The following is a 20562-nucleotide window of genomic DNA, read 5'->3' as shown; positions in this document are numbered from 1 at the left end:
TCATCGGAGCCCCACGATGCGCCACCATATCGCCGATCCCGTCGTTCACCGCGAGCACTGGCGCGAGCCGGAGGATGACCAGCTCCGTCTGGAATGCGGCGTCTGCGGCGTCTGGGGCGCGGACGAGGACGAAGGCTCTTCCGTCGTCGCCCTGGGTCTTCACGCTCTTCAGCATCGCGGCCAGGAAGCCTGCGGCATCGCCAGCGTCAAGGACGAGCGCTTCTACACCGAACGGCACCAAGGCCTGGTGGGCGAGGCCTTCGGCGGCGCCGACCTGATGACGCGGATGCCCGGCCGCGCGGCCGTGGGCCACACCCGCTACTCTACCGCCGGCGGCAGCTTCCTGCGCAACATCCAGCCGATGTTCGCCGATCTGGACCAGGGCGGCATCGCCATCGCCCACAACGGCAACCTGACCAACTTCAAATTCCTGCACGCCCAGCTGGTTAGCGAAGGCGCCATCTTCCAGTCGACCTCGGATTCCGAAGTCATCCTCCACCTGATCGCGCGCAGCCGCAAAGCCAAGATCGTTGATCGCTTCACTGACGCCCTGGCCCGGATCGAGGGCGGCTACGCCCTGGTGGCCCAGACCCGCACCAAGATGATCGGCGCGCGCGACCCGCTGGGCATTCGCCCGCTGGTGCTGGGCCAGCTGGGCGACGGCTGGGTTTTGGCCTCCGAGACCTGCGCCCTGGACATGATGGGCGCCACGTTCGTGCGTGACGTCGAACATGGCGAGATCGTCGTCATCGACGACAGCGGCCTGCGCTCGCTCAAGCCCTTCCCCGCCCGCGCGGCGCGTCCCTGCCTGTTCGAGTATGTCTATTTCTCACGCCCGGATTCGGTCGTGAACGGCCGCTCCGTCTATGAGGTGCGCAAGGAAATGGGTCGCGGCCTCGCCCGCGAACTGGGCGTGGAGGCCGACATCGTCGTGCCTGTTCCCGATTCCGGCGTTCCCGCCGCCCTCGGCTACGCCCAGGAAAGCGGCATTCCCTACGAAATGGGCATCATCCGCAGCCACTATTTGGGCCGCACCTTCATCCAGCCCAGCCAAGGCGCCCGTCAAAAGGGCGTGCGCATGAAGCACAGCCCCAACAAGTCGGCTCTCGCCGGCAAGCGCGTCGTGCTGATCGACGATTCCATCGTGCGCGGCACCACCTCGCTGAAACTGGTCCGCGCCGTGCGCGCCGCTGGCGCCACCGAGGTCCACCTGCGCTCGGCCAGCCCGCAAATCCTGTTCCCCGACTTCTACGGCATCGACATGCCCGAGCGCGCCCAGCTGCTGGCGGCCAACAAGACCCTGGAAGAGATGCGTGACATGCTGGAGGTCGATTCGCTCGGCTTCCTGTCCATCGACGGCCTGTATCGCGCGATGGGCGAGACCGGCCGCAACGCCGCCGCCCCGCAGTTCACCGACCACTATTTCACCGGCGACTATCCCACTCGCCTCTTGGATCGCGAGATCGAGGAAGGCGGACGCGAGTTCGGCGCCAAACAGCTGTCCTTGCTGGTTAGCGCCTGACGACCGTTAGTCGCGGTTCTGTGCCGTGTGGAATAGGCGTATGATCTGGACCTGCCCACCATCGGCATCGTCCGCTAGCGCATAGACGATCAGATACGGCGCTCCAGCGACCAGCTTTTCGTAGGTGTCCGGCTGCTTGCCCGGCCGACCGATCGGTCGTCGCGCCAGCTTTTCTGTCGTCTAGATGATGCGGGCTTCGATCCTCTGCGCTGCGGGCAGATTGCGCTGGGCCAGATAGTCGATGGCGTGGGTCAGTTCCAGCAGCGCACGCCGTGACCAGACGACGGAGCGCATCAGGACTCGTATTTGGCGATGGTCTCGCGGATTTGCCGCATGGCCTCTTCATGCGGGACCACATTGCCTGTTCGGAAATCTTCGAGACCTTCTTCGACGGCCGTCACCATTTCCAGTTCTCGTTCGACGTAGCCAGCGATGGCGCGTTCGGCGAGAAAGGATTGGGTGCGCTGGGTTTTCTCGGCAAGCAGCCCCAGCCGCTCTTTGAGTGTTTCACTCATGCGGACAGTGACGGTCGTGCTGGCAGCCATGACAGAATGCTCCTGTACACATCTGCTTACAGCTTAACACATTGACCGGCCGCGTCGCCACTCCTACCACCCGCACATGACCGACGCCCTCCCCCTGAACGACCGTATCGCCCTCGTCGTCGGCGCTTCGCGCGGCATCGGTTATGAGAGCGCCCTGGCCCTGGCCAAGGCCGGCGCCCACGTCATCGCGACAGCGCGCACACAAGGCGGTCTGGAAGAACTGGACGACGCCATCTTCGCCGCCACCGGCCGCCATGCGACCCTGATTCCGTTCGATCTGGTGGACGGCGGGGCCATCGACCGGCTGGGCGGCGCCATCTTCGAACGGTTCAAGAAGCTGGACATCTGGGTCCATTGCGCCGCCACCATGGGCCCCTCGGGCCTGACGCCGGTGTCACACGCCGACCCGCGCGAGTTCGCCAAGGTCGAGAAAACCAACTTCACCGCCGTCTATCGCCTGATCCGCTCGCTCGAGCCTCTGTTGCGCGCCTCGGACGCCGGCCGCGCCATCCACTTCACCACCAGCGTCGCCAGCGCGCCCAAGGCCTTCTGGGGCATGTACGCCGCGACCAAGGCGGGCGCCGAGGCCTTGGTGAAGGCCTGGGCCGACGAGATCGAGAGCACGCCCGTCCGCGTCAGCATCGTCGATCCCGGCCGCATGCGCACCGCCATGCGCGCCCAGGCCTATCCGGGCGAAGACCCGTCCGTCCTGCCCAACCCCTCCGAGATCGGCCCCTTGGTGGTCGATCTGGCCCGCCCCGACGCCACGCCCCCGCTGACGATCCGCTTCCGCGATTGGGCGGCCGGACCGACGACGGAAGCGCTGGTCTAGGCTGGGATCAGCCCCAGGCGCCGCCTAGCCTTGGCTCTTCGAGGAAGGTGAAGTCGCCGTCGGTTGAGGCTGAAAGATCGCGCCAGGCCTCCAGTTCGGCCTTCAGGCTGTCCGCCTTCATCTCGACCACGCCGATGGCGTCCGTGCCCGCCGACCATCGCACCGGCGGGTTTTCCGCATTCGCCAAGACGACCAGGGCCTGACCCAACTTCGCAGGATCGCCCGCCTGATTATGGCTGCGCGCGTCGTAGAAGGCGCGGATGGCGCGCGACGCTTCGGCATAGTCGGCGATGGAATTATCGCCGTATCGGATCGACGAGGCGTCGAGGAAGTCGGTGCGGAAGAAACCCGGTTCGACGATGGTCAGATGGATGCCGAACGGACGCACCTCTTGCGCGACGGATTCACTGAAGCCTTCGACCGCGAACTTGGACGCGCAATAGATCGCGCCGCTCTCACCGCCCATCAGGCCGCCGATCGACGAGATGTTGAAGACATGACCAGACCTCTGCGCGCGCATGATCGGCAGCACCGCGCGCGTCATGTCGAACAGACCGAAGACATTGGTGTCGAACTGGGTGCGCGCATCCTGTGCGCGGGTCTCCTCGAAGATGCCGAGGTGGCCATAACCGGCGTTGTTCACCAGAACATCGATGCGGCCGAACCGCGCCATGACGGCTTCGACCGCGGCGGCGATGGCGGCGGTGTCGGTGACGTCCAACGTCAGGCTCAGCACCGTGTCGCTATCCGGTCCGAAGGCCTTGATCAGGGCGTCGCGGTTTCGACCTGCGACGACGACGCGGTCGCCCGCGTCCAGCGCCGCGCGTGCGATCCCGGCGCCAAGGCCGCGCGCCGCACCGGTGATGAGCCAGGTCTTTTGATGGGTTGTTGTCATGGGAAATCTCCTCTGCCTGACCGGACGCAGAAGACGCGGTTTCAGGTCGACGACGTTAGGGCGATCTGGTCGAAGGCTTGCACGATCCTGTCAAACCGCCCTCGCCCGCTTGCGAATAGCCGGTGACCGGCGCTGAATGCCGCCATGAGCCTCTTGCCCGAAATGAGCGACATCGTTGCGCGTCACGCGCCGCCTGATCTGTCGCGATCGACCGTGCCGCGGCTGCGCCTCTATGGCAGCAACGCACAGACCCGGCTGGTCCCCGTCGCCTATGATCCCATGCTGTGCCTGGTGGTGTGCGGCGCCAAACAGACGATCCTCGGCGAGACCGTCTATTCCTATCAGGCCGGCGATTGCCTGGTGGTGTCGGCCGAACTGCCGGTGTGTGGCAGCATCATCGAGGCGCCGTATCGCGCCCTCAGCTTCGACCTCGACCCCGCCGCCATCGCCGGCCTGATGCTGGAGATCGACGTCCCCGCCCCCTCGGATCAGCCGCCGCCGACCGGCATCCATGTAACACCGCTGGAGGACGAACTGTTGGAGCCCATGGCGCGCCTGCTGCGCCTTCTGGACCGGCCCGAGGAAATCGCCGTCATGACGCCGATGATCGAACGCGAACTGATCTGGCGCCTGCTCCACAGCCGGCACGCCGCGACCGTGCGCCAGATCGGCTCGGCCGAAAGCCGCCTGTCAGGCGTCAGTCGCGCCATCAACTGGCTCCGCGCTCACTACGCCGAACCGGTCAAACTAGAGACTCTGGCGGACATGGCGGGCATGAGCCTGTCGACGTTCCACCGACATTTCCGCACCGTGACGACCATGAGCCCCTTGCAGTTCCACAAGCAGTTGCGGTTGCGCGAAGCCCGCGCCCGGCTGTTGACGGGCGTCGAGGGCGCAGCCGAGACCGGCTTCGCCGTCGGCTATGACAGCCCGTCCCAGTTCAGTCGCGAATACGCCCGTCAGTTCGGCCTGCCGCCGGGCCGCGACGCGGCCCGCATGCGCGAAAGCCTGATGATGGGCTGAGCCTCAGAGCGTATCGAGGATATCCGCCAGTTCCGCCGGCCAGATCGTCTCGGCCGAGGCGCGAATGTCGTCGAGGCTCCACCAGCGGTGATCGACCAGAACCCCCTGTTCTTCCACGGTCCAGCCTGCGGAAGACAGGTCGAACGCCTCGGTGCGCAGCAGGAAGAACCTCTGATCCACATCCGCCATTCGGCCGTCGGGCAGGCGGAAGCTGACGCGGACCTGGGCGACCTGCGGGCCGGGGTCTTCGACGACCAGCCCCGTCTCCTCGAACAGTTCGCGGCGCGCGGCGTCCTCGAAGGTCTCGCCAGTCTCGCACCCGCCGCCGGGCGTCGCCCAGAAGGCTGTGCCGGCGAGCGGTCCTTTGGAAAACACGAAGTGAAACAGCAGCACCCGCCCCTGCCCGTCCAGGATCAGCCAACGCGAGGTGGGCCGGGCGGGAAGCGCGCTCTCGGCCTCGCTCACGCCGTCACTTCTTGGCGCCGCCCTTTTGTCCCGTGCGAATCCGGCCCGAACGCGACACCTGGCGGGCGCCGCCGCGCGCGCCCTTCTGAACCGCCACCGACGAACCAGCCTTCTTCGAGGCGCTGGATTTCAGCCCGCCCAGAATCTTGGGCTGGGCCTTGCGGGTCTTCTTCTGCTCCAGCGCCTTGCCGGGCAGTTTGGACAGGGCCTCTTCTTTCTCGGCCTTCTTGACCCGGCGCGGCGCGGTCTTGGCGTCGCCCTTGTAGCGCTCCGGCCCGGACTTGGCGCCGCCCTCGGCATAGGGGTTCACACCGCTGGACTTGACGTTCAGGCGGATCGGCGTGCCCGGCAGGTCGAAACTCTCGCGGATCGAGTTGACCAGATAGCGTTTGTAATGCTCCGGCATCGACTCGGCGCGGTTGGCCATCAGCACGAAGGTCGGCGGGCGGGCTTTGGTTTGGGCGATGTATTTCGGCTTGATCCGCTTGCCGTCCACGGCGGGGGGCGGGTGACGCTGGGTCGCCATGGACAGCCAGGTGTTCAGGTCCTTGGTCTTCACCTTGACCGACCAGGTGTCATAGGCCTGAAGCACCGCCGGCATCAGCCGCTCGACGCCGCGCCCGCTGTGCGACGACAGGGCCACGAAGGGCGAACCCTTCAGTTGCGGCAGCTTGTCCTCGGCCATGCCCTTCAGCTTGGCCATGCGGGACTGGGGCTCGTCTTCCAGGTCCCACTTCGACGCGACATAGACCAGGGCGCGGCCCTCGCGCTCGACAAGATCGGCCAGTTGCAGGTCCTGGGTGTCGAAGGCGTCGTCCTTGTCCATCATCAGGATGACGACTTCGGCGAAGGTGATGGCCCGGATGGTGTCGGCGACCGACAGCTTTTCCAGCTTCTCCTGCACCCGCGCCTTGCGACGCATCCCGGCCGTATCGACCAGACGGATGTTCTTGCCCTCGAACTGCCAGTCGACCGAGATGGAGTCGCGGGTGATGCCCGCTTCCGGCCCGGTCAGCAGGCGGTCGTCGCCGATCAGACGGTTGATCAGGGTGGACTTGCCGGCGTTCGGCCGGCCGATGACGGCGATGCGGATCGGCTTGTCCGGCTCGTCGATCTCCTCGACGAAGATGTCCTGTGAGGCCGCAACGATGGCGGCGTACAGATCGGCCATCCCTTCGCCGTGCTCGGCCGAGATGGCGACGGGTTCGCCAAAGCCCAGGGCGTGCGCCTCGCCGACGCCGCCGCCGCTTTCGCGGCTCTCGGACTTGTTGGCCAACAGGATGATCGGCTTGTGCACCCGGCGCAGGCGCTCGGCGAAGATCCGGTCCAGCGACGTTACGCCCTCGCGGGCGTCCATCATGAACATGACCAGTTCGGCGTCGTCCAGCGCGGCCTCGGTCTGCTCGCGCATCCGGGCTTCCAGGCTGTCGTCGGTGACGTCCTCGTATCCCGCCGTGTCGATCAGCGTCAGGTCCATGTCGCCGATGTTGCCGTCGGCGTATCGCCGGTCGCGGGTCACGCCGGGGCGATCGTCAACGAGCGCCAGGCGCTTGCCGACGAGGCGGTTGAACAGTGTCGATTTGCCCACATTGGGGCGGCCGACGATGGCGACCTTCAGAGCCATGTCGGCCTTCTAGCTTAGTTCGGGCTGAAAATCAGCGGATGCAGATCAGTTGACCGTTGTCGGTCAGCACGTACAGGGCGCCGTTATAGGCTGCGGGCGCGATATAGGCGGGCGCGCCCAGCTTCAGCGTCGTTTGCGCGGCGCCGGTCTTCGGATCGAAGGCGACGGCCTCGCCGAACGAGTTGACCATCACCAGACGGTTGGAGGCCAGCAGCGGTCCCGACCATTGCGGGCGGATGGTGCGACGGCCGAAGGTCAGGAAACCGCCCTCGCGGCGCTCGCGGCCCTCGTTCAGTTCGCGCGTCCAATAGATCTGGCCCGTGTCACGGTTGGCCGTGATCAGTTGACCCGACTTGGACACCACGAAGACGGCGTCTCCGACCGGCAGGGGCGCGTTCACGCCCGTCACCGGCAGTTGCCACTTGGGCTGACCCGAACGCAGGTCCAGCGCCGACATCACGCCCGAGTGGCTGACGCCATAGACCATGCCGCGGCTGATGACCGGACGGCCCGCCACGTCTCGAACCTCAGACAGGGCGCTGGTGCGGCTGGTGCGCGACAGGGTCTCTTCCCACACCGCCTGGCCGTTCAGGGCGCTCAGCGCGACCAGCTGGCCCGAGGCGAACGGGGCGACGACGGTCGTGCCGCTGACGGCGGGGCTGGAGGCGCGCATGACGCGCGCCGGCTCGGCGATGCCGCGATAGGTCCAGTCCTGGGCGCCGGTGTTGGCGTCGAAGGCGAACAGCTGGCTGTCCACGTCCACGACGAAGACCCGGTTGCCCGAAACGGTCGGGGCGCCGTGGATCGGGGCATCCACCTGCTGGGTCCAGACCACCGCGCCGGTATTGGCGTCCAGCGCCGTCATCGAACGATAGCCGGACGAGACGAAGACCTTGCCGCCGCCGACGGCGACGCCGCCGCCGAAGCCGCCGTTGCGGTCACGATCGGCGTTCTTGACGTTGGCCTTCCACAGGATCGCGCCGGTGTCGGCCGAAACCGCCGAAACGGTCGATTCGCCGTCCAGCACGAAGATCTTGCCGTCGGCGGCCACGATCGGGGCCATGACGTTGCCGACGTGAGCCGATCCCGAGCCGACGCCCCGCTTCCACGCGATCTGGAAGTTCGGCGCCGCGATGACATGCTCGACCAGGTTCTCGGACGTGCCGCCCGGCTGCGTCCAGGCCGTCACGGCCTGCGGACCCGGCAGGAAGAAGTCCCGACCCGACAGGGCGGCCGACGGCGACAGGCTCTGTTCGAACTCCAGCACCGAGATGCGCTGGCCGGCCGAGGCGGTCGCGCCGGCGTCTTCCTTGCCGCCGCCCAGACCGAACGGCAGGTTGCGGCGCACGGTGCCGCAGGACGCCATCGTTGCGGCGACGCCGCAGATCAGCGCGACTTTCAGAACTCGGTTCATCGGGGGCGTCCTGTAAGGGGTCGTCACTATTGGGCGGCCGGCGCGGCGGCGGGAGCCGCCTGAGCGGGTGCGGCCTGAGCCGGGGCAGCTTGGGCCGGAGCAGCCTGGGCCGGAGCAGCCTGGGCGGCCGAGGGCGTCATCGCGTTCGCAGCGCCAGCGGCCGGCGGGGTCGCCTTGGCGGCGGCGTCGATGATGGGCTTGATGGCGGCTGCGGTGCCGGCGTCGATGGATTCCACGGCGATCTGGGCGCGCTGACGGATCGAGTCCGGCACGTCCTGACCCAGTTGCAGCAGCACGAAGGCCTCACGCGCCTCCTTGGTCTTGCCGCGTTGCAGGCGCGCCAGGGCCAGGGCTTCCTGGGCGAAGGCGTGCAGCGGGCGCTTGTCTTCGGCCAGCGGCGTCAGGCGCTTTTCGATCTCGGCCAGCGGCGCGGTGTCCATGATCAGGAAGGCGGCTTTCAAGGCGGGCGGGTCCGACAGGATCGGATCGCTGGACGCCTTGGCGGCTTCGTCGAACAGGCGGACAGCCTCGGGGAACTTGTTGGCGCTGACGGCCAGGCCGGCCTGCTGCTGCAGGGCCAGGACCTTATAGGCGCCGTTGCCTTCCTTGATCGCTTCCTCGAAGGCGGCGCGGGCGTCCATCGGCTTGTCGGCGCGCAGGGCCTCCATGCCGCGATCATAGGCCTCGGCGGCCTTGGCGGCCTTGTTGGAGTTCAGGCTGTCCCAGCCCCACCAGCCCAGGGCGCCGATCAGGGCGACGACCAGCACCACGCCGAAAACGGGCAGCCAGGTCTTGGCCAGGCGCTTCAACTTGTCGGAGCGAAGCTCCTCCTCGACCTGCTCGAAGACATCAACCACTGAAACGTCGCCCCAAAATCGCGAAATGCAAACCGGCGCGGACCCTAGAAGGTCGGCTCCCCGCCCGCAACGTCGTCCGTTACTGCGAAGCCGGCTTTTTCGAGAAGTAGGTCTCGACTTCGGCAGGAAAACGGCGGGTTTTCACATCACTGGCGAAAGCGGCGGCCGCGCGGTCGATCTCGGTGCGCAGATCGGCGTATTTGCGCACGAACTTCGGCGTCCAGTCGAACATGCCGAGCATGTCGTTGACCACCAGCACCTGACCGTCGCAGGCGGCCGAGGCGCCGATGCCGATGGTGGGCGCGTCGATCGTCTCGGTGATCTCGCGCGCCAGCGATTCGGCGACGCCCTCGATAACGATGCAGAAGGCGCCGGCCTCGGCGACGGCCTTGGCCTCGGCCAGCACCCGGTCGCGCTCGCTCTCGGTCCGGCCCTTGGCCTTGAACCCGCCTTCGGCCAGGATCGCCTGGGGGCGCAGGCCGACATGGCCCATGACCGGAATGCCGCGCTTGACCAGGAAGGCGACGATCTCGGCCATTTCGATGCTGGTCTCCAGCTTCACCGCCTGGGCGCCCGTCTCCTTCATCACCCGCACGCAGTTGGCGTAGGCGACCTCCTTGCCGCCCTCGTAGGAGCCGAACGGCATGTCCACGACCACCATGGCTCGCTTGGCGCCGCGCATGACGGCCTGCCCGTGCAGGATCATCATCTCCAGTGTGACACCCACGGTATTGGGCAGGCCGTGAACCGCCATCCCCAGGCTGTCGCCGACCAGGAGCACATCGCAGTGCGGATCCAGCAGGGCCGCCATCGGCGCGTCATAGGCCGTCAGGCAGACGATGGGCTCGCCGCCCTTGCGCCCCGCGATATCGGGCACGGTGATGCGTTTGACGCTCTCTTGGGTGTGGACGGACATCGCCGGGCCTCCTGACGTGAAGGGGTCAGATAGGCCCCTGCCCCGCCGGTGTCACCCTTGCAGCCGCGCTCACACGTCCTGCGACAGCTTCGCCACGCCCGCCGCCATCAGGGCGACCAGGGCGCCGGCGACGATCCAGAAGGCCATCATGCCCGAGCCGTTCATCACATCCAGCGACCCGACGCCGAGACCTTGAAGGCCTAATCCGTCCAGGCCTGATTGCGCCGCACCCTGCGCCGTGGCGGCTGCGGCCCTGAGACCTTGCGCCAAGGTCGTATCGCCGTCGGCGGTGAAGTTGATGTTCACCCCCTCACGCACCGCCAGCACGCCGCCGATCAGTCCTGCCGCCGTCAGGGTCAGGGCGCGCCAACGCGACCGCGTCTCCATGCGCGCTTGCACCGTCGCCAGGAACAGAGCCTCGTCCGGCAGGCTCGGCGCCTGGGCGAACAGCCTTTCGATCATCGGATCGAATTCGTCAGCCGACATGGACCGACCTCCCGCCTGAGCCGTGCGCCGGTTGAAGCCGCGCACGGAGTTTATCCAGACCACGTTTGACATGCGATTTCACCGTGCCAAGCGGCAAATTCATGGCTGCCGCGATTTCCGGATGCGACATCCCCGCGCCGTGGCACAGGGAGACGCAGACACGCTCGGTCTCGCTGAGCGTCTTCAACGCCTCGTCCAGGTCCATCAGACCGCCGCGGTCGACGGCCACATCCGCCTGATCAGCCTCGATCTCGGCGACGTAGCGCGCCTCCTTGGCCACCCGCTTCAGATAGAGCCGCGCGGCGATCTTCTTGATCCAGCCCGCAAACGTCCCCTGCCCGCGAAACTCCGCGCACCGCTGAAACCCTTGCAGAAAGGCGTCCTGCGCCACGTCGTCGGACAGGGACGGCGTCGCCCCCATCCGGCGCAGCAGCCCCCGCACGGCCGACCCGTGCCGACGCACCAGCTCGCCATACTCCCGCCGACCGCCGGCCGCCGCCTGGGCGGCCAGCTCGACATCGTGGAAGTCTCTCAATGATTTGACCATGACGTTTCCCCCTTCCGGCGGACGTCAGTCTTTGTTCGGGTTGAAGAAGCCCAGGATGATGAAGGCGACGCCGATGGCTGCGGGAATACAGGCGATGCCCAGCAACGCGCCCTGGCCATTGCCGCCCCAGACGTGCGTCGTGCCCTGAACGACGATGCCGAACCCGGCGATGCCGATGCCGCTCGCCAGGCTGAGCACGCCCTTGCGAATGTCCTTGCTGCGCGACGGCAGCCCCTTCTGCACATCCTTGGTCATCACATCGAGCAGTTCGGGCGGCAGCTCCTGACCCTTGTCGACGGCGAGACGCACGGTCTCCTGCATGTCGCGCTTTTCGCGGTATTTCAGGAAGGTGGGGCCGAAGACGATGGCCGTAATCGTGCCGAAGACGGCGAAGATGGCGAAGATCGGAATGAAGTCTTCCATGTCGAGTATCCCTTGAACCGTTGCAGCAGCCTGATGCGGCGGCCTTCTGATCACAAGAGGCTGGCCGACGCCTCAACGGATGCGCGTCGTTGCGTGAAATCTTCGTAAGGTCGCCGTTTCGGCCGCCGCCGGTTCGGTCTAGGGTCCGGTTTCATCAATCTCAGGAGCGCGTCCCATGGCCCATGTCACCTATCGCATCGTCGAGCATGACGGCGGCTGGGCCTACAAGTCCGGCGACACCTATTCCGAGACCTTCGCCACCCACGACGACGCTAAGGCCGCCGCCGTGCGCGTCGCGCGCGAGCAGCGCGTGCCGGACCAGACCGCAGCGATCGAATACGAGACCGCCGCCGGCGAATGGGTCACCGAAAGCGCCGACGGCCACGACCGCCCCTCGACGGACGTCGAGGGCTGAGGCCGAGATGATCCACCGTCGCACCCTGCTGGCCGCTGCCGCCCTCGCGCCGCTGGCAGGTTGCGCCACGGCCCCAAAGTCTAAGACGCCCACCGAGCTGAAGCTCGTCACCTTCAACATCTGGCACAATATGGGCGACTGGGCCGCCCGCCGCCCGTTGCTGGTCGCTGCGCTGAAGGCCCAGGACGCCGACGTCATCGCCCTCCAGGAGGTGCTGGAGGACGCCAATGTCGGGCTGGAGAACCAGGCCCGGATGCTGGCGCGCGAGCTGGGCGGCTATCATGTCGCCTTCGTCTCGACCGACGCCGAGGGCGCCCCGCGTCGCTATGGCAACGCCCTGCTGACCCGCCTGCCGGTTCTGACCGAGGCCTCGACCAGGCTTGAGCCGCTCGACGATTTCCGCACCGCGCTTCGGCTTCGCGTCGCGGTCCAGGGTCGCCCGGTCGATGTCGTCGTCACCCATCTGGCGTGGCAACAGGACGCCGGCCCGGTCCGCGCCCGCCAGGTCGCATCCCTGCTCGGCTGGCTGCCGCAGGACGGCACGCCCCTGATCGTCATGGGCGACTTCAATGCGACGCAGGAGGATTCTGGCCTGGCGACCCTGACGGGCCCCCGCTTCTTCAGCGCCCTGCCCTGCGGCGCGGTCACGACCACCTTGAACCCGGCCAAGGGTCACCCCGAGCGTGTCATCGACCATATCTTCGTCGAACAGGCCGCCTTCATCGCCGGCGAGGCCCGCCGCTTCGGCGATACGCCGACCAACGGCGAATACCCGTCCGACCACTTCGGCGTCGCCGCGACCGTCCGGCTCAGGTAAGCGCTGAGGCGTAGGCCTCGGGCTTGAACCCCACCAGCCGCCGACCCCCCAGATCCAGCACCGGCCGTTTGATCATCGACGGCTGGGCCGTCATCAGCGCGATCGCCTTCGCCTTGTCGATGTCCGCCCTGTCGGCTTCGGGCAGCTTTTTGAACGTTGTGCCGCCCCGGTTCAGCACCGTCTCCCACCCGTGCTCGTCGACCCACTGGCCCAGCCGCCCCGCATCCACTCCGGCCTTCTTGTAGTCGTGGAAGACATAGTCGACCCCCTGCTGCTCCAGCCAGACCCGGGCCTTCTTCACCGTGTCGCAGTTGGGAATGCCGTAGAGGGTGTAGGTCATGGGGCTCTCGAAGGTCTTGGATCAAGCGGATGCAGCCGCTTTCGCCCCCTCGCCGAGCATCGTCAACTGTCGGTCAGACGCGACGCAGTCGCTGTAAACGTCGCCGAAAACCCCTCTACGCCGTAACGAAGATCCGCGCCGCCGCACCCCAGCAGGCCTCTCGCGAGCAGTTTGACGCCAAAGCCGGTCTTGAGCGGCGGATGGGCCGGCGCGCCCCCGCCTTCGATCCACGTCAGAACGAGTTCACCCTCATCCAGCCGCCAATCGACCGAGACGCGGCCGCCAGGCTTGGCCAGCGCGCCATGCTTGAACGCGTTCGTCGTCAGCTCGTGGATGATCAAGGCGACCGTCTGCGCCACACGCGGCGACAGGTGCACCGACGGCCCCGAGATGGAAACCGGCCTGCGCACCAGATTACCGACCGCGTCGCGAACAATCTCACCGAGGTCGCCGCCATTCCACGCCTTTTCATCCAGCGTCTGCTGGGTCTTGGCGATGGCGTTCAGTCGCTCGTCGAAACGCTCCAGCACATCCCGATCGACGCCCGACAAGGTGCTGCGGGCGACCGCTTGAACCAGGGCGAGCGTGTTCTTCACCCGGTGGCCGCATTCGTCGACCAGCATCTGCCGGTGTTGCTCGCCCCGCACCCGCTCGGTCGTTTCGATGGCGATATTGAGAATGCCGACGATCGCGTCGCCGTCCCGCACGGGGCTGTAGGACAGCACCCAGCAGGTGTCTTCCGAATAGCCGTTTCGAACCATCGTCAGCGGCAGGTCTTCCAGAAAAACGGTTTCGCCTGCCAGCGCGCGCTCCGTCAGAGGGCGCAAATCGTCCCACACCTCATGCCAGACCTGATCCATCGGACGGCCCAGGGCGCTCGGGTGCTTTTGTCCGAGCAGCGGAATATAGGCGCCGTTGTAGAACAAGGTGCGCTCCGGGCCCCACATGACGCTGGCCGCGAAACCCATTCCCATCATCATGTCATAGGTAATGCTCAGCGCGGGCGACCAATCGCGCTTTGGCCCCAGGGGCGTCGTCGCCCAGTCGAACGCATCAATAAGGGCTGGCATCGGTGCGGCCCCTGTTGACGACGGCATTCGCCGAGCAACCGACGAATGCAGCCCCAGCATCAATCTGTGATGCGAACCTCATCATCGTCGTTCAGAACAATCGAATGGTTTCGCTTGGCCGATCGACGATCACGCCCGCGACATAGAGTTTGCGCACCAGCTGCTGCGTGCCGAGGATCGTCCGGCTTTGGAAATCGAGCCAGTTCGCGACCAGGGTCTGATCCGGCAGATTGATGTCTCTCTTGCCCGCGACCCGGATGACCAAGCCTGCCTTTTCAAGCTGACCCAGGTGCCTGCGAACCGTTTCATCGTCCATTCTGGCGGCCTTGGCGACATCGATCACGCTCACCGGCCCGAACGGCGGGTTCAGGGGGCCAAGACGGCCGGCGTCCGGCTCCTGAACAACCCGCAAGGCGCTTCCGGTGAGATGCGACAGCCAAAGCAGGACGTAGTGCGTCGTCAGGCTGATTTCGGGCTTCAGCGATCGGGCGTGCTGGATGCCTTTCAGGACGTGCGCCGTCATCAGCCGTGTCGCCAAGCCTGCGACTGGCCAGGCGGGCGTGACGACCCGGTCGCCGTCGCGGGCGCCGCATGCGTTCAGCATCGCCAGCCCATCGACAAACTCCACCGTGGCCAGAAGGAAGGCTTCCATCGCGGACTTGAACGGTTTCGACTGCGACACCTCGGCGCGCAAGACGAAGCCGCCATCGGTCCGCACCAGCACGCCCCGCTCCACCAATCCCGCCAGTTTGGTGCGTGCGCTCTCGCGCGGCACGCCCAGGGACATGGCGATGCTGATTGCATTCACAGGCCGCCGCAGAGCGTTCGGCAAAATGCCGGCTCCAATGGAAAAGTCACGTGCCGCACCTTCGTCGTCGGCGCCTCTGACGTTTGCATCCACGACGCCCGCCGTCAGCAGAGCGGATATCAAATCCTCGTCGATCCAGGTGCGGGATGCGGCGATGAAATCGAGGGTCAGCTTCGTATTCAGCCAAGCGACCTGAGCGGCCTGTAAACGCAGAGACATTGGCGGACCGTTTGAGGCTTCGACGAACACTGTCGCCCTCGCTCGCGCCCCTGTCGACAAGGCAACTACCGAAAATGAGGTTTCGAGACAGAAGTGGGCCGACGACCGATCCACGCACAAAGGCGCAGCCTTGCCGTCATTGTTCGCCGACAAATCCCCTTTAGTATCGGGCGCTTAGAGACAGCCTTCGTCAATCGACCTTACGTGTCCCCGAACGGGATTATGATGTTGACGGGTCTTTGAAAACAGCAGCGCTCACGACTTGCACCACCTTGCACTTTGCACGCTTTTTGTTGGCGCCGTGCAATTTCGCTCTTTCGCTGATTTCAGACGAATTTGACGAATTAGACGGTGTTTTTGTCAGGCGACCGTCTAGGCCGCGAACCCGGCGAAGACGCCGATGACCATCACGATAAAGGTCGCAACGACGCTGGACAGACCGATGGCCGTCATCACGATCAGGCCCTTGGCCAGGCCGGGGACCACGCCCCGATACCACCGTCCCCGCCCCATCCGCATGAAGGCCACGATGCCCAGCATCAGCGTCAAAAGGCTGCACGCCGCAGCCAGCGGGCCGGGGCTGAACATGAACCAGGCCAGCGGCAGCATCGGCACGGTCCAGGCGTTCAGATAGGCGAAGGCCGCGCGGAATCCGCATCTCAGGCCCAGGTCCTCGGCGTCCCACAGGCGAAACAGCGGCATGGCCGCCAGGGCATAGAGCGGCGCCATGATCGGCACGGCCACCAACGACATCCAGCCGTCGGCGTCGGACATGAAGGCGTCGCGCGACTTGCCCGCTTCCTGAAGCAGGGGGTTCAATACGTCAGCCGGCATGCCTTCCAGGTAGAAACTCAAGCCCCCGCGCAAAAACACGATCAGCATCAGGATCGCGTTCAGCGCCAGATACAGCTTCAACGGCTTGGCGTAACGACCGCCCCCGGTCGGCCCCTCGATCATCCAGGCCTGCAACACCAGACGCGGGCGCACCAACAGGTCGCGCCCGGTGCGGACCTCGGCGCCGCCGAAGCCCAGCATATCCTCCGATGCATCCTTGAACGCCTGCTTGCGCGTGGTCTCGCCGTCGGTCATCGGATTCTCCCCAGAGGGGATGCATACACCGCCCGATTGACCGCGCAACCGCCGATCAGAACCGCTTTGTCAGGCCGATGCTGACCACCCGTCCGCGCGGATCGGCCACGACCGGGTCATAGCCCAAGGCGAACTGCGCCAGCGGCGGGGCCTTATCGGCCACATTGACAACCCCTATCGACAGATCCAGGTCAGCGCCGATCGCGCGGCTGTAGAGCAGGTCGACCGTCGTCTGGCTGGCGATGCTGGCGTCGGTGATGCCGCTGCGGTCGTTGGCGTATCCGTCGGTGTAGTGGACCAGGGCCGTCACCGCATGCGCCCCACTGTTCCAGCCCAAGGCGAACTCCCCGCGATTGCGCGGCAGGGACCGGCCGATGTTGTTCAGGTTGGTCGAACCGACGCCCGACACCTTCGCGGCCGACGCGTCCAGCCGGATGTCATAGGCGTCCACATAGGTCCAGGTCGCCGAGGCCGTCGCCTCCCCGCCCCACAGACCGCGCCGATAGCGGGCCGACAAGTCGATCCCTTGGGTCTCGATGGACGAGGCGTTGACGAAATAAAGCTGCACGAAGGTCAGGGCGCCGCTGGCCGAGCGGGTGATGCGGCTCTGCGCCTCCGTGCCGGTCCGCCCCGCCGCCGTATCGGCCGCCGCCTGGTTGATGATGGCCTGGGCCGACTCCTTGACCACCTGATCGGCATAGTCGAACCGCCAGGCGTCCACGCCCAGTTCCAGCCCGTTGATCGGCGTCCAAACTGCGCCCAGGTTGAGGCTCTCGGATTTCTCGGGCTTCAGGTCGGCCCGGCCCGAGGTCAGGGTGTTGACGAAGACGAACGCCCCCCGATCGAACACGGACGGCTGCGACGCCTGCGCCCCCGACTGGGCATAGACCGACGGCGCCCGGAACCCCTGCCCCCACGACGCACGCAGGGCCAGGGCGTCGGTGACGTCCCACCGGATCGCGGCCTTGGGGCTGAACCGGCCCTCGTTGCCGTCATAGGATTCGTAGCGCCCGGCCAGTTGCGCCTCGATCCGGTCGCCCAGATGGAGGCGGGCTTCGGCGAAGGCGGCCAGAGCCTCCTGATCGCCCTCGAAGTCCGGCGACACGCCCGCCGTCAGCAGATCGCCCCGGTTCACCAGATCGCTCCAGTCGTGACGGAAACCGCTGCGGCGATACTGGGCGCCCACGGCGACATCGACCGACCCGCCGGCCCAGGCCAGGGCCTCGCCGCTGGTCGAGGCGTCCGCCGTCGTCAGGGTCGCCGCGCCCCGCAGGCCGGTCGAGCCGATCAGGCTGTCGATCAGGGCGACGCTGTTCGTCGTCCCGGTCCCCAGATAGGCGCTGCCGAACGGGTTGAAATACTGGCAGCCCCCGACGCCGGGCGTCCCCGTCGCGGGATTGCAGCCCGCCCCGCCCAGGCCGTTCAGCGCATTCTGCAAGGCGCTGCTGATGGTGTCGGGCTTGTCATAGGCGACGTGCTGACGGCTGCTGGTCGCCGACAGGTTCCAGGTCCAGCCACTGTCGAAGCGCCCATCCAGCCCGGCCGCCAGCCGCCACGTGCGATAGTCGAACTCGGCCTGCGACGCGCCGGCCTCCGCCCCCAGCAGCCGCCCCCGGAACAGCACCGCCTCGCCGAACGGATTGTCGGGATGGGTCGCCGGCACCGTCAGCGACCGCGCCAGGATCGGCAGCGACGGCGACTGGCGCGCAATGGTGTTCGTCGCCGACCACGCCCCTTGCAGCGACAAGGTCATGTCGCCCACAGGTCGTCGGTAATCCGCGAACAGCTGCGTGCGCGTCTCCTCCGGGACCAGATCGAAGAAGTCCGAATAGTCCAGCCGGCAGAAGGCGTCCGTGGGCGAGTTCAGATAGGCGCTGCCGAACGCCGGATTGCCGCACGCCGGGTCGGGCGAAAAACCGTTGCGGCTGGGTCGGAAATAGGAACCCGGCTGGCCATAGCTGGTTACGGCCGTCCAGGCGGCGCGGCCATAGCGTTCGGCCTGGGTGAAGTCCCGCTCGTCCGAGCCCAAGGCCGAACGGTGGAAATGCGAGGCCGCCAGCGTCAGCACGCCGCCCAGCAGGCGAACCTCGCCAATGGCCTCGATCACGCTCTCCTCCGAGCCGTCGGCGACGGCGTATTTGGCGCTGACCTCTGGGCGCTCCACGCCCCGCCGGGCGATGAAGTTGACCACGCCCGCCACCGCGTCCGAGCCATAGACCGCCGAGGCGCCGTCCTTGACCACTTCGACCCGCTGAAGCGCGATCATCGGAACCAGCGAGTTGATATCGACGAAGCCCGAGCCGTCCGTCGCCACCACGGCGCTGTTGGTCCAGCGCTGTCCGTCCACCAGGACCAAGGTCGAGCCGAGGCCGAGATTGCGCAGGTTGAACTGGGCCGTCCCCGAACTCTGCGGCTGGTTCAGCTGATCGACCTGGGCCTCCGATCCCGAATTGGCCGTGACCAGCCGGACGAGTTGAGAGGCATCGGCGATGCCGCCGGCGGCGATTGTTTCGCGGGCCACGGTCTCTACCGGGGCGATCCGCTCGCCGCCCGCAATCCGGGAGCCGGTGACGACCACATCGTCCACACGCGACGCCTCCTGGGCCTGGGCGGCCCCAGCCGTCGCCAGCCAAGCGATCGAGGCTGTCGCCATCAAGAAGTTGCGTTGCGTCATTCGGATGCTCCCCGCGATTGGTAGCGGCTTCTATCCAGCGCTTCGATTTTGCGAAAGCTCAATTTTGCAGTTTTGCAATTTCAGTTGGGGGCATGACATCGTGCGCCATTGATCCTGTGATGTAACCGGTTACGGTGCGGCAAAACAGAAACGGTCAGGAAAGCAGGAAGCATGGCGAACGTCCGTCTGGTCGACGTGAAAAAGGCGTTCGGCGCCGTCGAGGTGCTGAAGGGCGTCGATCTGGAGATCGCCGCCAACGAGTTCGTGGTCTTCGTCGGCCCGTCGGGCTGCGGCAAGTCCACCCTGCTGCGCACCATCGCCGGTCTGGAAGAGGCGACGACAGGCCAGGTTCTGATCGGCGACCGCGTGGTCAATGACCTGTCGCCCTCCGACCGGGGCATCGCCATGGTGTTCCAGTCCTATGCGCTCTATCCGCATATGACGGCCTATGAGAACATGGCTTTCGGACTGAAGCTGGCCAAGACGGATAAGGGCGAGATCGACCGACGCGTCCGCGCCGCCGCCGAGGCGCTCAGCATCACCGACTATCTGGATCGCAAGCCCAAGGCCATGTCGGGCGGCCAGCGCCAGCGCGTCGCCATCGGCCGCGCCATCGTGCGCGAGCCCGAGGTCTTCCTCTTCGACGAGCCCCTGTCCAACTTGGACGCGGCCCTGCGGGTTCGGATGCGCTACGAGTTCGCGCGGCTGCACGCCGAGCTGAAGACCACCATGATCTACGTCACCCACGACCAGGTCGAGGCCATGACCCTGGCCGACCGGATCGTGGTGCTGAACGGCGGGCGGATCGAGCAGGTCGGTGCGCCCATGGGGCTGTACGAACACCCCGCCAACCTGTTCGTCGCCGGCTTCATCGGCAGTCCCAAGATGAACCTGCTGGCCGCTGAGATCGTGGAAGCCTCGGCTGCTGGGGCTACGGTGAAGACGTCCGCAGGCGAGACGATCAGGGTGTCGGTTGACGCCGCCTCGGCCAAGCCGGGCGATGCCGTCACCCTGGGCGTCCGTCCCGAGCATCTGACCACGACCGGCGACGGCGATGCGCTGACCGCCGAGGTCATGTTCGTCGAAACCCTGGGCGCCACGACCATGGCGCACCTGAAGCATCCGGCGACGCCAGACACGCTGACGGTTCAGCTGGCGGGTGAACTCCGCGCCAAGGCGGGCGAGCGCCTGACGCTGCACGTCCCCGCAAAACAGGCCCACCTGTTCGGCGCGGACGGGAAAGCCTTCAAGCGCCTCTGACCCCTTCGCCTCAAGCAAAAAGGCTCAGTTCAGAACAACCCGCCGCGCCCCTGCCGGAATGACCAGTTTATCACTCGACCACGTCGCTGAGCGGCCGTCGATACGAACGCGCTCCGGCCGCCCCTGCCCCTCCGGCCATTGCAGAACGAAACCGCCCGGCGGTGTCGCGCCGTCACCCAGGGTGAGCACATAGCCCTGCCGTTCCTTGCGGTAGGCGTAGGTCAGCGGCCCATAGGCGGTGCGCAGATCCCGCACACCGACCCCCTCGGCGGTGTCCAGCCACGCCTCCGGCACGCCGGCCGCCAGCACCAGGGCGCGATC

The 20562-nt window shown here is 66.6% G+C and carries 22 protein-coding genes; 6 read left to right on the top strand and 16 right to left on the bottom strand.

All coding sequences use genetic code 11. The annotated features are described in order from the left end of the window. Positions 1-16: 16 nt before the first annotated feature. Entirely contained in the window at positions 17-1522 is a 1506-nt protein-coding gene (gene purF, locus RT123_RS10575; RefSeq protein ID WP_045810557.1) for an amidophosphoribosyltransferase, read from the top strand. Positions 1523-1815: 293 nt separating this feature from the next. On the opposite strand, the gene RT123_RS10570 is transcribed toward purF, so the two are convergent. Continuing rightward, complete coding sequence (locus RT123_RS10570) at positions 1816-2067, bottom strand: CopG family ribbon-helix-helix protein (protein ID WP_313009105.1); 252 nt, start codon at positions 2065-2067, stop codon at positions 1816-1818. 76 nt (positions 2068-2143) lie between these two features. Between RT123_RS10570 and RT123_RS10565 the strand changes: the two genes are divergently transcribed. Then, complete coding sequence (locus tag RT123_RS10565; RefSeq protein WP_313009103.1) at positions 2144-2899, top strand: SDR family NAD(P)-dependent oxidoreductase; 756 nt, start codon at positions 2144-2146, stop codon at positions 2897-2899. A 7-nt stretch (positions 2900-2906) separates the two neighbouring features. Here the strand turns inward: RT123_RS10565 and RT123_RS10560 are convergent, their stop codons facing one another. After that, complete coding sequence (locus RT123_RS10560; RefSeq protein ID WP_313009102.1) at positions 2907-3794, bottom strand: oxidoreductase; 888 nt, start codon at positions 3792-3794, stop codon at positions 2907-2909. A gap of 144 nt (positions 3795-3938) precedes the next feature. Here RT123_RS10560 and RT123_RS10555 point away from each other — a divergent pair, with 144 nt between their 5' ends. Continuing rightward, positions 3939-4817: an AraC family transcriptional regulator gene (locus tag RT123_RS10555; protein WP_313009101.1), complete on the top strand. Its 879-nt coding sequence runs from the start codon at positions 3939-3941 to the stop codon at positions 4815-4817. Between the two features lie 3 nt (positions 4818-4820). Here RT123_RS10555 and RT123_RS10550 read toward each other — a convergent pair whose 3' ends face one another. The 8 genes from RT123_RS10550 to RT123_RS10515 form a co-directional block, all read right to left on the bottom strand. Continuing rightward, a complete protein-coding gene (locus tag RT123_RS10550; protein WP_313009100.1) occupies positions 4821-5282 on the bottom strand; it encodes an NUDIX domain-containing protein in 462 nt (153 codons plus the stop codon). A gap of 4 nt (positions 5283-5286) precedes the next feature. Beyond that, positions 5287-6906: a ribosome biogenesis GTPase Der gene (gene der / locus RT123_RS10545; protein ID WP_055754955.1), complete on the bottom strand. Its 1620-nt coding sequence runs from the start codon at positions 6904-6906 to the stop codon at positions 5287-5289. Positions 6907-6937: 31 nt separating this feature from the next. Next, entirely contained in the window at positions 6938-8320 is a 1383-nt protein-coding gene (locus RT123_RS10540) for a PQQ-binding-like beta-propeller repeat protein (RefSeq protein WP_313009099.1), read from the bottom strand. A gap of 26 nt (positions 8321-8346) precedes the next feature. Next, positions 8347-9177, bottom strand: a complete 831-nt coding sequence (locus RT123_RS10535; RefSeq protein WP_313009098.1) for a tetratricopeptide repeat protein — start codon at positions 9175-9177, stop codon at positions 8347-8349. 79 nt (positions 9178-9256) lie between these two features. Continuing rightward, complete coding sequence (panB, locus tag RT123_RS10530; RefSeq protein ID WP_184277763.1) at positions 9257-10093, bottom strand: 3-methyl-2-oxobutanoate hydroxymethyltransferase; 837 nt, start codon at positions 10091-10093, stop codon at positions 9257-9259. 69 nt (positions 10094-10162) lie between these two features. Then, a complete protein-coding gene (locus RT123_RS10525; protein ID WP_017506107.1) occupies positions 10163-10579 on the bottom strand; it encodes a hypothetical protein in 417 nt (138 codons plus the stop codon). Further along, entirely contained in the window at positions 10569-11126 is a 558-nt protein-coding gene (locus RT123_RS10520; protein WP_313009097.1) for a sigma-70 family RNA polymerase sigma factor, read from the bottom strand. The genes RT123_RS10525 and RT123_RS10520 overlap by 11 nt, the downstream gene beginning before the upstream one ends. A gap of 24 nt (positions 11127-11150) precedes the next feature. Continuing rightward, a complete protein-coding gene (locus RT123_RS10515) occupies positions 11151-11549 on the bottom strand; it encodes a DUF6249 domain-containing protein (protein ID WP_055808381.1) in 399 nt (132 codons plus the stop codon). Between the two features lie 175 nt (positions 11550-11724). Here RT123_RS10515 and RT123_RS10510 point away from each other — a divergent pair, with 175 nt between their 5' ends. Both RT123_RS10510 and RT123_RS10505 read left to right on the top strand, forming a co-directional pair. Further along, a complete protein-coding gene (locus RT123_RS10510) occupies positions 11725-11964 on the top strand; it encodes a DUF2188 domain-containing protein (protein WP_055808379.1) in 240 nt (79 codons plus the stop codon). A 7-nt stretch (positions 11965-11971) separates the two neighbouring features. Beyond that, positions 11972-12781, top strand: a complete 810-nt coding sequence (locus RT123_RS10505) for an endonuclease/exonuclease/phosphatase family protein (RefSeq protein ID WP_313009096.1) — start codon at positions 11972-11974, stop codon at positions 12779-12781. Here the strand turns inward: RT123_RS10505 and RT123_RS10500 are convergent. The 5 genes from RT123_RS10500 to RT123_RS10480 form a co-directional block, all read right to left on the bottom strand. Beyond that, positions 12774-13121: an ArsC family reductase gene (locus RT123_RS10500; RefSeq protein WP_313009095.1), complete on the bottom strand. Its 348-nt coding sequence runs from the start codon at positions 13119-13121 to the stop codon at positions 12774-12776. The genes RT123_RS10505 and RT123_RS10500 overlap by 8 nt on opposite strands. A 62-nt stretch (positions 13122-13183) precedes the next feature. Continuing rightward, a complete protein-coding gene (locus tag RT123_RS10495; RefSeq protein WP_313009094.1) occupies positions 13184-14251 on the bottom strand; it encodes an HWE histidine kinase domain-containing protein in 1068 nt (355 codons plus the stop codon). Between the two features lie 31 nt (positions 14252-14282). Then, positions 14283-15218 carry a hypothetical protein gene (locus RT123_RS10490; RefSeq protein ID WP_313009093.1) on the bottom strand — a complete coding sequence of 312 codons (936 nt, stop codon included), beginning with the start codon at positions 15216-15218 and terminating at the stop codon, positions 14283-14285. A gap of 372 nt (positions 15219-15590) precedes the next feature. Further along, positions 15591-16307 carry a hypothetical protein gene (locus RT123_RS10485; RefSeq protein WP_313009092.1) on the bottom strand — a complete coding sequence of 239 codons (717 nt, stop codon included), beginning with the start codon at positions 16305-16307 and terminating at the stop codon, positions 15591-15593. Positions 16308-16362: 55 nt separating this feature from the next. Next, positions 16363-18981, bottom strand: coding sequence for a TonB-dependent receptor domain-containing protein (locus RT123_RS10480; RefSeq protein ID WP_313009091.1), 2619 nt, complete (start codon positions 18979-18981; stop codon positions 16363-16365). A 171-nt stretch (positions 18982-19152) separates the two neighbouring features. Here RT123_RS10480 and RT123_RS10475 point away from each other — a divergent pair, with 171 nt between their 5' ends. Beyond that, positions 19153-20241 carry a sn-glycerol-3-phosphate ABC transporter ATP-binding protein UgpC gene (locus RT123_RS10475; protein ID WP_313009090.1) on the top strand — a complete coding sequence of 363 codons (1089 nt, stop codon included), beginning with the start codon at positions 19153-19155 and terminating at the stop codon, positions 20239-20241. Between the two features lie 24 nt (positions 20242-20265). On the opposite strand, the gene RT123_RS10470 is transcribed toward RT123_RS10475, so the two are convergent. Further along, on the bottom strand, positions 20266-20562 hold a 297-nt coding region (locus tag RT123_RS10470), incomplete at its 5' end, for a hypothetical protein (protein ID WP_313009089.1).

The organism is Brevundimonas vesicularis, assembly GCF_032067225.1.
Classification (GTDB): Bacteria; Pseudomonadota; Alphaproteobacteria; order Caulobacterales; family Caulobacteraceae; genus Brevundimonas; species Brevundimonas vesicularis_F.
This window is presented reverse-complemented; position numbering and strand designations above follow the sequence as displayed.

Bases quoted from the DNA above. Each gene is read 5' to 3' on its own strand.
- purF (WP_045810557.1), top strand. From the start codon at position 17: ATGCGCCACCATATCGCCGATCCCGTCGTTCACCGCGAGCACTGGCGC.
- RT123_RS10570 (WP_313009105.1), bottom strand. From the start codon at position 2,067: ATGGCTGCCAGCACGACCGTCACTGTCCGCATGAGTGAAACACTCAAA.
- RT123_RS10565 (WP_313009103.1), top strand. From the start codon at position 2,144: ATGACCGACGCCCTCCCCCTGAACGACCGTATCGCCCTCGTCGTCGGC.
- RT123_RS10560 (WP_313009102.1), bottom strand. From the start codon at position 3,794: ATGACAACAACCCATCAAAAGACCTGGCTCATCACCGGTGCGGCGCGC.
- RT123_RS10555 (WP_313009101.1), top strand. From the start codon at position 3,939: ATGAGCCTCTTGCCCGAAATGAGCGACATCGTTGCGCGTCACGCGCCG.
- der (WP_055754955.1), bottom strand. From the start codon at position 6,906: ATGGCTCTGAAGGTCGCCATCGTCGGCCGCCCCAATGTGGGCAAATCG.
- RT123_RS10540 (WP_313009099.1), bottom strand. From the start codon at position 8,320: ATGAACCGAGTTCTGAAAGTCGCGCTGATCTGCGGCGTCGCCGCAACG.
- panB (WP_184277763.1), bottom strand. From the start codon at position 10,093: ATGTCCGTCCACACCCAAGAGAGCGTCAAACGCATCACCGTGCCCGAT.
- RT123_RS10525 (WP_017506107.1), bottom strand. From the start codon at position 10,579: ATGTCGGCTGACGAATTCGATCCGATGATCGAAAGGCTGTTCGCCCAG.
- RT123_RS10520 (WP_313009097.1), bottom strand. From the start codon at position 11,126: ATGGTCAAATCATTGAGAGACTTCCACGATGTCGAGCTGGCCGCCCAG.
- RT123_RS10515 (WP_055808381.1), bottom strand. From the start codon at position 11,549: ATGGAAGACTTCATTCCGATCTTCGCCATCTTCGCCGTCTTCGGCACG.
- RT123_RS10510 (WP_055808379.1), top strand. From the start codon at position 11,725: ATGGCCCATGTCACCTATCGCATCGTCGAGCATGACGGCGGCTGGGCC.
- RT123_RS10505 (WP_313009096.1), top strand. From the start codon at position 11,972: ATGATCCACCGTCGCACCCTGCTGGCCGCTGCCGCCCTCGCGCCGCTG.
- RT123_RS10500 (WP_313009095.1), bottom strand. From the start codon at position 13,121: ATGACCTACACCCTCTACGGCATTCCCAACTGCGACACGGTGAAGAAG.
- RT123_RS10495 (WP_313009094.1), bottom strand. From the start codon at position 14,251: ATGCTGGGGCTGCATTCGTCGGTTGCTCGGCGAATGCCGTCGTCAACA.
- RT123_RS10490 (WP_313009093.1), bottom strand. From the start codon at position 15,218: ATGTCTCTGCGTTTACAGGCCGCTCAGGTCGCTTGGCTGAATACGAAG.
- RT123_RS10485 (WP_313009092.1), bottom strand. From the start codon at position 16,307: ATGACCGACGGCGAGACCACGCGCAAGCAGGCGTTCAAGGATGCATCG.
- RT123_RS10480 (WP_313009091.1), bottom strand. From the start codon at position 18,981: ATGACGCAACGCAACTTCTTGATGGCGACAGCCTCGATCGCTTGGCTG.
- RT123_RS10475 (WP_313009090.1), top strand. From the start codon at position 19,153: ATGGCGAACGTCCGTCTGGTCGACGTGAAAAAGGCGTTCGGCGCCGTC.